This window comes from Humidesulfovibrio idahonensis (assembly GCF_054657715.1).
The window spans coordinates 2000797-2012500 of the sequence record NZ_BAAHYE010000003.1 but is presented as its reverse complement, the minus strand read 5'-3'; the positions used below and the strand labels follow the sequence as shown (position 1 = coordinate 2012500).

General features: G+C 65.8%; 11 protein-coding genes (1 of these 11 cut by a window edge). 2 read left to right on the top strand and 9 right to left on the bottom strand.

What is annotated here, in order from left to right; translation table 11 throughout:
- The 6 genes from ACYQ4W_RS15345 to ACYQ4W_RS15320 all read right to left on the bottom strand — a co-directional run.
- Positions 1 to 381, bottom strand: partial view of a 4Fe-4S dicluster domain-containing protein gene (locus ACYQ4W_RS15345; protein WP_459858370.1) — the 5' portion only. The gene continues 168 nt to the left of window position 1, outside the view; 381 of the gene's 549 nt are visible here — the first part of the coding sequence; its start codon is at positions 379 to 381; the stop codon falls past the left edge of the window.
- A gap of 15 nt (positions 382 to 396) precedes the next feature.
- The gene (locus ACYQ4W_RS15340) at positions 397 to 1530 is read right to left on the bottom strand and encodes an FAD-dependent oxidoreductase (RefSeq protein ID WP_459858367.1); all 1134 of its coding nucleotides are present in this window, start codon (positions 1528 to 1530) and stop codon (positions 397 to 399) included.
- 73 nt (positions 1531 to 1603) lie between these two features.
- Complete coding sequence (locus ACYQ4W_RS15335) at positions 1604 to 1804, bottom strand: hypothetical protein (RefSeq protein WP_459858365.1); 201 nt, start codon at positions 1802 to 1804, stop codon at positions 1604 to 1606.
- Positions 1805 to 1829: 25 nt separating this feature from the next.
- Positions 1830 to 3263, bottom strand: a complete 1434-nt coding sequence (locus ACYQ4W_RS15330) for an NlpC/P60 family N-terminal domain-containing protein (RefSeq protein WP_459858363.1) — start codon at positions 3261 to 3263, stop codon at positions 1830 to 1832.
- Positions 3264 to 3968 carry a lipid-binding SYLF domain-containing protein gene (locus ACYQ4W_RS15325; RefSeq protein WP_459858360.1) on the bottom strand — a complete coding sequence of 235 codons (705 nt, stop codon included), beginning with the start codon at positions 3966 to 3968 and terminating at the stop codon, positions 3264 to 3266. It lies immediately after the preceding gene.
- 123 nt (positions 3969 to 4091) lie between these two features.
- Positions 4092 to 4835, bottom strand: a complete 744-nt coding sequence (locus tag ACYQ4W_RS15320; protein WP_459858358.1) for a TVP38/TMEM64 family protein — start codon at positions 4833 to 4835, stop codon at positions 4092 to 4094.
- A 140-nt stretch (positions 4836 to 4975) separates the two neighbouring features.
- On the opposite strand from ACYQ4W_RS15320, the gene dnaE reads away from it, so the two are divergent.
- Entirely contained in the window at positions 4976 to 8434 is a 3459-nt protein-coding gene (gene dnaE / locus ACYQ4W_RS15315) for a DNA polymerase III subunit alpha (protein WP_459858356.1), read from the top strand.
- A gap of 146 nt (positions 8435 to 8580) precedes the next feature.
- Here dnaE and ACYQ4W_RS15310 read toward each other — a convergent pair whose 3' ends face one another.
- From ACYQ4W_RS15310 to ACYQ4W_RS15300, 3 genes are all read right to left on the bottom strand, one after another.
- On the bottom strand, positions 8581 to 9039 hold the full coding sequence (locus tag ACYQ4W_RS15310; RefSeq protein ID WP_459858354.1) for a hypothetical protein: 459 nt from the start codon (positions 9037 to 9039) through the stop codon (positions 8581 to 8583).
- A 375-nt stretch (positions 9040 to 9414) separates the two neighbouring features.
- The gene (locus tag ACYQ4W_RS15305; protein ID WP_459858352.1) at positions 9415 to 9720 is read right to left on the bottom strand and encodes an RHS repeat domain-containing protein; all 306 of its coding nucleotides are present in this window, start codon (positions 9718 to 9720) and stop codon (positions 9415 to 9417) included.
- The gene (locus ACYQ4W_RS15300) at positions 9717 to 10316 is read right to left on the bottom strand and encodes a hypothetical protein (protein WP_459858350.1); all 600 of its coding nucleotides are present in this window, start codon (positions 10314 to 10316) and stop codon (positions 9717 to 9719) included. Before ACYQ4W_RS15300 ends, ACYQ4W_RS15305 begins: the two co-directional genes overlap by 4 nt.
- 269 nt (positions 10317 to 10585) lie before the next feature.
- On the opposite strand from ACYQ4W_RS15300, the gene ACYQ4W_RS15295 reads away from it, so the two are divergent.
- A complete protein-coding gene (locus ACYQ4W_RS15295; RefSeq protein WP_459858347.1) occupies positions 10586 to 11680 on the top strand; it encodes an FUSC family protein in 1095 nt (364 codons plus the stop codon).
- Positions 11681 to 11704 lie beyond the last annotated feature (24 nt).

Here is an 11704-nt window from a genome sequence, read left to right as displayed (position 1 = left end):
CATGGCCTGCCGGTGCTGGCAGAGGTCGCACTTGGCCACCGCGTCGTCGAGCCCCGTACAGAAGATGCCGCCAAAGGGGCAGGCCAAAATGCAGTTCTTGGTCTCGCACCCGGCGCAAAGCACAGGGTTGAGGAGCACCGTGCCGTCGCGCGACTTCATGAGCGCGCCGCGCGTGCAGCCCTTCACGCACGAGGCCGACTCGCAATGCCGGCAGTACACCGGGGCCATGATGCCCCCAACCGTGCGCGTCATGTTGATGCGCGGCTGGCCGTGCACGAAGCGGCACGCCGATTCGCACGACTCGCAGCCGATGCAGCGGTCGTAGTCGATGAACAGGATCATCTCGTTGCCGTTCGCGGCGTTCTTCTCGTCTGTGCTCATGCTCTCCCCCGGCCCTTAGCGCAGGTCTTCCTTGCGGATGGGCGCGTCGTCGCGGTACTCCAGCTCACGGCTCATGGCCCGCAGCGTCAGCCAGCGCGAAAGCGACTGGGCCGCGCGCAGGCCGCTGTACACGGCCTTGCCGATCTTGCTCGGCCCGGTGAGCGCGTCGCCCGCCACAAACACCCCGTCCATCTTCGTCATCTGCAGCCAGTGGATCTCGTTCTTGCGCACCGAGTCCAGCCCCAGGCGCTCGGCAAAGGGCGGCGCGGCGGTTTCGCCGATGGCGGCCACGATGATGTCCGCGGGCAGCACCACCTTGGCGCAGGAGTCGGGCACGGCGCTGCGGCGGCCGTCCGCGTCGGGCTCGCCCAGGTGGCACTGGATGCACTCGATGCCCGTGACCTGGCCGTGGCCTTCGCCCTGGCCCTCCAGCACGCGGATGGGCGTGACCAGCTCCAGCCAGTGCCCGCCCGCGGCTTCGAACAGCTCGATCTCGTGGCTGCCGCAAGGGGCTTCGCGCCGTGTGCGCCTGTACACCAGGCTCACGCGGGCCGCGCCCTGGCCCAAGGCGCCGTGGGCCACATCGATGGCCGAGAACCCGGCGCCGATGACCACCACGTTCTTGCCCGCCACGGCGATCTCGCTCATGCGGCTCTTGTTGTATTGGGCGGCGCGGATGGGGAACAGGAAGGCCAGACCGGAATACACCCCGCGCAGCTCCTCGCCCGGAATGTTCAGGCGGCGCGGCTTCCACGACCCGGTGCAGAGCATCACGGCGTCGTGCCCGCGCACCAGCTCGTCCAGGTCGATGCAGCGGGTGGAGAGCTCGTCGCCCGTGTCGTCGGTCTGCCTGCGGTCGCAGATCTTGGTGCCGGGATGAAAGCGCACGCCGTAGCGGCCGGAGAGCGTCTCCACGCCCTGGGCGATGCGCTCGGCCGGAATGCGCTCCGCCGGGATGCCGAAGACCATGAGCCCGCCGGGCTTGGGCAGCTTGTCGTACACGTCCACCTGGTAGCCCAGGCAGGACAGGAACCCGGCCGCGGCCAGGCCGGAGGGTCCCGCGCCGATGACCGCGACGCTGCGGCCGTTGCCGCGCGCCGGGCCGGACCCGGCAAAGGCGAAGTTCATGGGGGTGCCGCTTATGGGCATGGTGCCTCCATTCAATTATATATAGGGCGAGGGGAGTGGTTGCTCCGCCGCACTGTGGCTGTCATCGATTTCCTCAAGCCTTTGGCGTATAGAAATTGAAATGTCCACTGCTGGCCACGAAGAATTCTGGTTCACGCCAGAGGGGTGCGTGGAGGTACCGGTGGACATTCTCTTTTCCAGACTTCAGCTCATGTAATCCGAAGTCCTCCAAAGTCGCTTCCTTCTCTTCCGCCTGCTTCACGGTCAACTTCACCACGTCGACATCTTTGCCCACGCGCTCCGGACTGCCATCCGGCCGGTCACTTGGCGACAGGGACTTCGGACGGAGCCACCAGGGTCATGCCGTCCATGGTGGGCAAGAGCAGGCCGGAACGCGCCACGTCGGGGATCTCCGCGCCGGGGTTCAGGGTGGTTATGGCCACCCGGCCCACGATGAACCGCCCGGCCACGCCCTTCTCGTCCAGGGTGCGCAGCCCCCAGATGTCGTGCAGGATGACGGCCCGGCCGTTGCGCTGCCCCAGGTAGAGCATGATGTGCCCCGGCTTGTGGAGCAGGGTCAAGAGGGGCGCGCCGCGGCCGAGGAGCTCGGCCTCCTTTTCCGCCGGGGTCAAATCCAGCCAGGGGATCCACTCGCCCTGGCGCGCCTGCACCCGCGAGTTGCGCGGCAAAAAGACACCGAAGGGCGCGTAGAGATCGAGCAACAGCGCCGAGCAGTCGCGGTTGCCCAGGTAGCCGCCCCAGCCGTAGGGCTGGCCCATGAGCTGGTTGGCCAGGCGGGCGAAGTTGCGCGGTGTGGGCGGCAGCGGCATGGGCTCGGCCTCGTCCGCCCGCAGGGGCACGGCAAGGCTCACCGCCCGGCCCGCGGCGTCGCGCGCGGGAGCCAGCACGGTGACGCCGGTCTGGTCCATGTCCGCCAGGGGCAGCAGCGTGCCGATGCGCCCGGCGAAAAGATGCACGGGCTGCGCGCCGTCCACGGCGAAGCGCGCCGTCACCGGCGTGTTCTCGCGGGTCACGGCGGCCAGAGGCAGGGCCTCCCACTGGGCCATGAAGGCCTCGTCCACAAAGGCGATATCGGCCACGGGCACCCAGCCTGCGGCCACGCGGCCCTCCACCAGCACCCAGGCGCCGTCGCTGGATGTCTGCGTCGCCAGCACGGGCGTGCCGGCCAAAATGCCGGAGTTCTGCCAGTAGTCGAAGGGATAGCCCTCGCCCGGCAGGCCGGGCTTGAGGAAGCCGGGGCGCACGGTGGGCAGCACGCGCAGCGAGGTGTTGGCCGTGGTGATGGCCGGGCGCAGGGTGTTCGGGTAGCTTTCGGCCCGCACCAGGGCTTCCATCTCCGCGCGGAAAGCAGGGCCGAGGGGCCGCAGGTTCTCGCCGTAATGGCGGTCCTGCTTCAGGTAGCCCAGGCCCCAAAGGGCGTCTGCCCTTGTGTGCGCGGGCTTGAGGCGGTGCCAGGGGGCGAAGTGCAGCTCGCGCAGGCGCGCGGCCAGCCCTGCCTGGACCTTGGGCGAAAGGAAGGGCGCGTCCAGGGTGGCGGCGGTGAAGTACGCGGCCACGTCCTGAGGCAGGGTCAGCACATCGCGCGCCTCTGTGGGCGGCGGCGGCGGGGGCGGCGGCGGAGGGGGAGGCGGGGTCGCGCAGCCCCACAGGCCGAAAAGCAGCAGCGCCGCGGGCAGGGCGGCGGCCAGCGGACGGAGAAGCCCGCGCCGCCAGCCGCCTTGCATGCTTCGCATTTACTTGGCCTTGGGAGCGACCACGAGGGAGTCCTTCAAGGCGCGCGCCGTGGCGGCGTCCACCTTGCGGTCCAGCACAATCTCCCTGGGGGTGAGGCTCTGGCCGTAGAAGGTCTTGTTCAGGCCGTCGCGCACATGGATGACGCCGCCCTCCAGGGAAACGCCCGCGAACAGGCCGTTCACGTCGGCGAAGTAATAGACGTCCTTGAACACGTGGGTGCTGGCGACCTCGCCGGTGAGGCCCTCGGTGCCGGCGGCGACCGTGGCGTCCGCGCCCAGGGTCAGGCCCGTGTCGATGGCGGACTTGAAGGCCTTGTCGTTCATGAACACCAGCACGATGGCCGCTTCCTGCACGCCGATCTGCAGGCCGATGCTGCCGCCGCCCAGGGTGTAGAAGGCCGGGGAGGACCAGGTGCCGTCGGCCGCGCGGGAAAGCAGCACGCCGTTGCCGCCCTGGCCGCCGTAGATGAGCCCGGCCTTGATGACGCTGGGCAGAATGAGCACGCCGCGCGCGTTCTTCAAATAGACGTCGAGGTGGCGGAAGGTCGGGTCGGAGCGCATGCCGCGCACCGTGGCCGCTGCCTTGTCCACCAGCCCCTGTTCGTAGTGCGCGGGGTTGGACTCTGCCGTGTTGTGGGCGCCGTAGCACGCGCTCAAAAGACCAAGGAGAAGAAGAAGGGACATCGCGGGCAGAAATTTGCGCATGGCAGGCTCCTTGTGAGAAGGGGGAAAACGCATGGGCGAGCCTCGGCCGGCCCGCCGCCTGGACCTTAGATACACCAGCGTTCGGTGCGAGCGCAACAGCGCCGCCCCGCTTTAAACAGGACCTCAGCTGGCTATGCGCCCCAGCCGCTCCTTGATCTCCTCATCGAACAGCCACACGAGCAGCGCCAGGAACAGCCCGGCGCCGAACACCAGCTTCACGGTGAGCAGGTCGGCGTCGGCCGCGGCGCCGGTGAAGGTGAGCACCATGAGCCCGGGCAGCCGGCCCAGGGTGTTGGCCAGCATGAGCTTCCAGATGGGCAGGCGCGTCACTCCGGCCATGAAGCAGATGGCGTCCTTGGGCGTGCCGGGCAAAAGGAAGAGCATGAAGAAATTGGAAAGCCCGCCCCGGTGGATGGTGGCGTCGAACTTTTCTTGCAGGGGCGCGGGCACAAAGGGCCGCATGACGCGCTCGCCGAAGAACCGCGTGAGCAGCATGGCCGCCAGCGACCCAACGGCGTTGCCGACGACGTTGAGCAGCAGCCCGCGCCAAAAGCCGAACACGAAGCCGCCCAAGAGTCCCACGAACTGGCCGGGAATGGGCGCCACCACCACTTGCAGAAACTGCACGCCGAGGAAGACCCAGGCCGAAACCGCGCCCCAGGATTCGAACCAGGCCTTGATGGCCTGCCGCCGGGTCTCGAAGTCCTCCCCGGCGAGCTCCCGCACGAAGTCCGTAAAGGCGCGCGGCAGGTAGGGTTCCACCAGCCAGGCCAAAAGCCCGAGCAGAAGCGAGACCGCCACCGCGCCTGCCAGCACCGGCACCACGGAGGACAGACGCGAGAGTTTGCGCTTCACACGCTCGACCATCAACAGGCTCCGGGGCGTACGCCGGTGGCAGGCGCAGCAATTGAAATCACAGGGTTTATTTTTCCACCAGCCGAAGCGTTTCCAAGGTTCACGTCCTGGTGTATACACAAACTCGCCACTACTCGCAAAGGGGATGCTCCATGTCTGATTTCGTGCACTTGCACTGCCACAGTGAATACAGCCTGCTCGACGGAGCCATCCGCATCAAGGATCTTTGCTCCCGCGCCAAGGACCTCGGCATGCCCGCCGTGGCCTTGACCGACCACGGCAACATGCACGGAGCCCTCGTCTTCCGCCAAAAGGCGCTCGACACCGGCATCAAGCCCATCATCGGCTGCGAGGTCTACGTGGCCCCCGGCAAGCGCGAGGACAAGCACGCCACCAGTTCGCGCCAGGCGGCCTTCCACTTGGTGCTGCTGGCCCAAAACCGCACCGGCTACCAGAATCTCATCAAGCTCGTCAGCGAGGGCTTCCTCACCGGCTTCCACTACAAGCCGCGCGTGGACAAGGACCTTTTGCGCCAATATTCCGAGGGGCTCATCGCCCTTTCCGCCTGCCTGGCGGGCGAGGTCAACCGCACGCTTTTGGGCAAGGGGCTGGACTCCGGCATCGCCATGGCGCGCGAGTACGCCGAGATTTTCCCCGACCGCTTCTACCTGGAGATGCAGGAGAACGGCATAGCCGACCAGACCCGGGCCAACGAGATGCTGCTGCAGGTGGCGGCGGAGACGAAACTGCCCCTGGTGGCCACCAACGACTGCCACTACCTCACCCAGTCCGACGCCGAGGCCCACGACATCCTTTTGTGCATCGGCACGCAGCGCACGGTGCTCGACAAAGACCGCATGCGCATGGACACCACGGCCCTCTACTTCAAGACCATGGAGGAGATGGAGGCCGCCTTCGCCCACTGTCCGGAGGCCATCAGCAACACGGTCAAAATCGCCGAGCAGTGCAATGTCGACATCGAGCTCGGCAAGCACTTTTTCCCGGTGTACGAACTGCCCGAAGGCGTGAGCATCGAGTCCGAGTTCGAGCGCATGGCCCACGAAGGGTTGAAAAAGCGCCTGGAGAACCTCAACCACGAGGTGGACGAGAAGAAGTACTGGGAGCGCCTGGAGTACGAAATCGGCGTCATCAAGGAGATGGGCTTCCCGGCCTACTTCCTCATCGTGCAGGACTTCATCAACTGGGCCAAGAACCAGCGCATTCCCGTGGGCCCCGGCCGCGGCTCGGCCGCCGGTTCGCTGGTGGCCTGGGCGCTCAAGATCACCAACCTCGACCCCCTGCCCTACGATCTGTTGTTCGAACGGTTCCTGAACATCGAACGCATCAGCATGCCGGATATCGACGTGGACTTCTGCGAACGCCGCCGCCTGGAGGTGGTGGCCTACGTGGCCCGCAAGTACGGCCGCGACCACGTGGCGCAGATAACGACCTTCGGCACCATGAAGGCCAAGGCGGCCGTGCGCGACGTGGGCCGGGCCCTGGGCATGACCTTCGCCGAGACCGACCGCATCGCCAAGCTCATACCCGAAGAAATGAAGATGACCCTGGACAAGGCCCTGGAGAAGGAGCCCGAGCTTCTGGCCATGACCGTGGGCAACCCGCAGATCGAGAAGCTCATCGACGTGTCCAAGAGGCTGGAGGGCCTCTCGCGCCACGTTTCCACCCACGCCGCGGGCATCGTCATCTCCGAGAAGCCCATGCTCGACTACCTTCCGCTCTACAAGGGGAAGGAGGGTGAAATAGTCACCCAGTTCGACGGCAAGTTCGTCGAAAAAGTCGGCCTCATCAAGTTCGACTTTCTGGGCCTGCGCACCATGACCGTCATCGAGGACGCGCTGGACATCATCGTGCGCGGGGGCAAAACCCCGCCCGATCTGGACAACCTGACCCTGGACGACCCGGCCACCTACGAGATTTTCTGCTCCGGCGACACCGACGGCATCTTCCAGGTGGAAAGCTCGGGCATGCGCAAGTACCTGCGCATGCTCAAGCCCAGCTGCTTCGAGGACATCATCGCCATGCTCGCGCTGTATCGCCCGGGCCCGCTGGGCTCCGGCATGGTCGACGAGTTCATCAAGCGCAAGCAGGGGCAGATTCCCGTCACCTACCCGCACCCGTCCCTTGAGGAGACCCTCAAGCCCACCTACGGCGTCATCGTGTACCAGGAGCAGGTCATGAGCTGCGCCCGGGTCATAGCCAACTACACACTGGGCGGCGCAGACCTGCTGCGGCGCGCCATGGGCAAGAAGAAAGCCGAAGAGATGGCCAAGGAGCGCCAGAAGTTCATGGCCGGCGCGCGGGAGAACAAGATCGCCGAGGCCACGGCGCAGGAAATCTTCGACCTCATGGAGAAGTTTGCGGAGTACGGCTTCAACAAGTCCCACTCCGCGGCCTACGCGCTCATCTCCTATTACACGGCCTACCTGAAGGCCCACTACCCGCACGAGTTCATGGCCGCGCTCATCAGCTCGGAACTCACGAACACGGACAAGGTCTTCACCTACATCAACGCCTGCCGCGAAATGCAGATTCCCGTGGTGCCGCCCGACGTGAACGTGAGCGAGAGCCGCTTCTGCGTCATCGACAACAAGGTCGTGTTCGGCCTGGCGGGCGTGAAGGGCGTCGGCGAAGACGCCGTGGGCGACATTGTGGCCGAGCGCCAGGAAAACGGCCCCTTCAAGGACATCTACGACCTGTGCGAGCGCGTGAACCTGCGCAAGATCAACAAGCGCACCCTGGAAGCCCTCATCAAGGCGGGCGGCCTGGACTCCCTGGGCAAAACCCGCGCCGGGCTCATGGCCGTGCTGGAGCGCGCCGTCTCCATGGGGCAGAAAAAGGCCAAGGAGAAAGCCCAGGGCATGATCTCCATGCTCGACATGCTGGGCAAGAAGGCCGCCCCGGGCGAGGCGCCGGCCCCGCTCATCGTGGACGAGGACGTGCCCGAATGGGGCGACGAGGAAAAGATGCGCCTGGAGAAGGAGGCCCTGGGCTTCTTCCTCTCCAGCCACCCGCTCTTGCGCTACCGGCACGAGCTGCGCCGCATGGGATTGAACAATCTGGCGGAACTCAAGGAGCTGCCCGGCGGCACCATTGTGCGCGTGGCCGCGCTGGTCACCAGCCTGCGCGAGTACATCAACAAGAAGGGCGACAAGATGGCCTTTCTGCAGTTGGAGGACCTGACCGGCACCGGCGAGTGCACGCTGTTCTCCAACGTCTACCTTGAGTCGCGCGAATTGCTCGGCCAGGACCAGCCGCTTATCTTCGAGGGCAAGGTGGATGTGCGCACCAAGCCCGGCGAGGAGGAAGGCCCGCGCGAGTCAAAGATGCTGGCCGACACGGTGAAGCTGCTTTCGCAGTGCGCGGCGCAATGCTATGAGCCCGCGCGCATCCCCGCGCGTGAGGAGCACTGCGGCCCGGAGCGCCTGGACGCGCTGAAGAACGTGCTGGCCTGCCACCCTGGCGCGGTGCCGGTGATGCTCGACCTGCACCTGCCCGAGGCCGTGTGCACGCTGAAGCTTGGCGAACGCTTCAAGGTCGCGGCCTGCCCGGAATTCTGGGCCGATGTGGAGAAATGGCGCCAGGCCAGCTAGCCCCGCGCCCGCCTTCCACCTCCCCCTTCAGCCCCCACGCATCCTTCCTATTGACCGGATCGTCGACGCGAGTCACCGTACCAGTCTTTATCCCCGCCCTTCGCGCCAAGGGGGTCCAGGGCGGTGAAGCGGGCGCAGATGAACCGCTACTCCCTTGGCTCAGGTGGAGGCATGCGGATGCCCTTGAGCCAGAGAGCAAGCAAACCAGCAAGGATAAGCGAAAGGGTTGAAGTATTGCTTTGTCTGGAACTTAACCATAGCCAGTGAAGCGGATCAGGCGTCGGGGTTGCGGCAATCCACGCAGAAACAATTGATTGCATCCGAAAGTATATCCATACGGTTATTGACGTGAACAACAAGGCATTGCCAATACGACGCCTTGCGGCATGAATCATCCGTAGGTGTTCAGCATCCGGGCGCCAGTTACGCCAGAATATGAAGAGGCATAATGGTACCGAGACAAGGGCAAACAAGCCCAAGGGCTGTGGGCTTGAATAGTCGGCAAGTGGAGACCACATTTCCAAATAATGAACATATCTTATATGGACAATGATATTTGCCAGCAGGGACAAGCTCAGAAAGAATATCGGAAACCATCGTTTCATGTGCTCTCCCTGCTGGCCTAGTGTGCCTACTCTACGTCTGTGCGGCAGTAGTCCAACACTTCTCTCACGTTTGTTTGACAGTCATTGACGCCAGGGAAATACGTCCCGATGTCAGTTCCCGGCTGTATCAATTTGTTCACGCAGCTTTCATCAACGTTGCGAACGGGCCAACACGTGGCGCTCGGCTGCTCGGACTGCCCCGTGTGATCTTCCCAATGTGAACCCGAAAAGAGACCACCTTCTTTTTGTAACCCGGCTTCACGGCTGTCGGTTTTGAGCCAATGGTGGTTAAGGAAATTATCCAAGACGTCCACCCTGAGAGGCCGCTCACAGAACTCAACTTCCAGCCCCCACGCATCCATCCGGTTCACCGGATCATCGACGCGAGTCACCGTACCAATCTTTATCCCCGCCCTTTGCCCAAGGGGGGTCCAGGGCGGTGAAGCGGCCAGTGTCGGCGTCGTAGTCGCGCCAGACAAAACGGGTCAGGCCGGTGTCGGCGTCAAAGAGCCCGCCCGCGAAGCCCAAGGGCAGCCGCACCGCATCGCCGCGCGTTGCCACCAGATTTCCGAAGGCATCATACCGCATCGCCTGTACAATGTTTCCGTCCTGATTGGCAAGGGCCAGGGGCGTGCCCAGGTGGTCGGAATAGATGAGGAACGAGTCATCGCCGTTGGTCACGCCACTGGGGTGCGGCCGCCGCGCTCCAGGTCGTAGACCAGCCGCCACCACTCGCCGCCGTCGTGGAATTCCAGCAGGCGCAGCGGGTCCAGCCAGCGATAGGCCTCGACAAGACGGCCGCTTACGCGCTTTTCGCGCCGCTGGCCGCCAGCGTCGTAGGCGTATTCGATGCGCCGCCCGTCGGGCAAATCCACCGCCAGCAGCAGGCCCGAGGGCTCGTAGAGGTAGCGCGTCTCGCGGCCCGCCTCGTCCTTCAGGTTGCGATAGCCCGTCTTGTCGTGGCCGTAGAGCACGCGCCCGGCCTGGGAAAGCCGATTGCCCGCGGCATAGCTGAAACGCCGCTCGCCGGTGAAGCGCTGCGGGTTGATGTCGGCGAGGCGGCGGCCCTCGCGATCATACTGGTAGGACTCGCAGAGCGCGCCGTTGGCCTCGGCTGAACCGTCGGTGACGCGGGCGAGGCGTCCGGCGGAATCGTAGGCGTAGCAACGGTTTTCCGCGTCGCGGCCGAGGGTCAGGACGCGCCGGACGATGCGGCCCTTGGCGTCGCGCTCCAGGCGGACGCCGGGACCGGAGGGAGGAGTGGAAGTCTGTATCATGGGGTGCTCCATGGGCTTGCGCGCCAAGCGGGCTGCACGGCGCAAATTGCGCAAGCATAACCCCATGTTGCGGCGCCGGACAAAATCGGCATGGATTTGGCCGGAGAAAGGACGAAAATGGCGGGTTGACAGGGGACGGGAAGACTGGACATATCAGAAGGGCTGTGAGATGCCCCCCGCGGGCCGGGGCTTTCGCCCGGCGCTTTCGTCAACCACAGCGAGCCCGCCATGCGCGAGGCAACGTTTCCAGCCCGGACCATGAGGTGCCCGTGACATTCGCCATCCGCCTGAGCAAGCTCGTCTCGGCCTCGCAGCTGCGCCACGCCCTGCGCACGGCCCTGGCCGCCACCATAACCGCCGTGCTCACGCGCGTGCTGGACCTGGAGCAGGGCTACTGGGCGGTGTTCTCCTCCATATTGGTGATGCAGGCCAATTTCGGCAGCTCCATCGCCGCCAGCTGGGCGCGGATTGTGGGCACGGCGGCCGGGGCGCTGCTGGGCGCCATCATGGCCACCGCAGCGGACGCTGTTTTGGGCCAGGGCATGACGACCTTGGCCGCGGCCATGCTCGTCACCATTTTCATCTGCGCGCTTTTGGCCTCCAAGAACGACAACCTGCGCCTGGCCGGGCTCACCGCGGCCGTGGTCATCTGCCTGCACGAGGGCGGCGAGACCAGCGCCTTTTCCGTCGGGCTCAGCCGGTTCCTGGAAGTGGGCCTCGGCATCGTGGTGGCGCTGGGCGTCTCCCTGGCCTGGCCGTCGCGCGCGCGGGTGGTGCTGCGCTTCGGCCTGGGCAAGGGGCTCGGCCACCTTGCCGCGCTGTTGAGCGCGCTCATGGACAGCCGCATGCAGGGCCGTTACGACCGCACGCGCATTTTCCACCGCAAGGACGCGGTGCTGCGGCTCTCGCTGCGCAACCGCCAGTTGTTCGCCTCGGCCCGGCGCGAGCCCGGCCCCTCCGGCCAGGGCGAGGAGCAAAGCGCCCTGCTCGCCATGCAGGACCGCCTGGCCGAGCATCTGCTGGCCATGGACCACGCCATTGAGGGCGCGCCGCCGGAGGGCTTCCACGAGCACATGGCTAAGGAGCTGACGGAGCTTGGCGCAGCCCTGGGCCAGGCCCTGACGGAGCTTGGCCATGCGGTGAGCGAGGCGGCCACGCCCGCCGCCCCGCCGCTGGCCCGCCTGGACGCCGCCCTTGATGTCAGCGGCATGAAGCTTCTGGACCTGCGCCAGCAGCGCATCATCGCCGTCTACGACCTGGACGAGGTCATGCACTTCTATTCGTTCTACCATGCCCTGCGCGAGGCCGCCCGCGAGGTGCGCGCCGAATACGCCCGCCTGCTCCACGCCCAACCGGCCGACTAGCCCGCCCAAGGTTCGCCCCCATGG

Excerpts from the sequence above, each read along its gene's own strand:
- ACYQ4W_RS15330 (WP_459858363.1), bottom strand. The coding sequence starts at position 3,263 with ATGCGAAGCATGCAAGGCGGCTGGCGGCGCGGGCTTCTCCGTCCGCTG.
- ACYQ4W_RS15340 (WP_459858367.1), bottom strand. The coding sequence starts at position 1,530 with ATGCCCATAAGCGGCACCCCCATGAACTTCGCCTTTGCCGGGTCCGGC.
- dnaE (WP_459858356.1), top strand. The coding sequence starts at position 4,976 with ATGTCTGATTTCGTGCACTTGCACTGCCACAGTGAATACAGCCTGCTC.
- ACYQ4W_RS15325 (WP_459858360.1), bottom strand. The coding sequence starts at position 3,968 with ATGCGCAAATTTCTGCCCGCGATGTCCCTTCTTCTTCTCCTTGGTCTT.
- ACYQ4W_RS15320 (WP_459858358.1), bottom strand. The coding sequence starts at position 4,835 with ATGGTCGAGCGTGTGAAGCGCAAACTCTCGCGTCTGTCCTCCGTGGTG.
- ACYQ4W_RS15300 (WP_459858350.1), bottom strand. The coding sequence starts at position 10,316 with ATGATACAGACTTCCACTCCTCCCTCCGGTCCCGGCGTCCGCCTGGAG.
- ACYQ4W_RS15310 (WP_459858354.1), bottom strand. The coding sequence starts at position 9,039 with ATGAAACGATGGTTTCCGATATTCTTTCTGAGCTTGTCCCTGCTGGCA.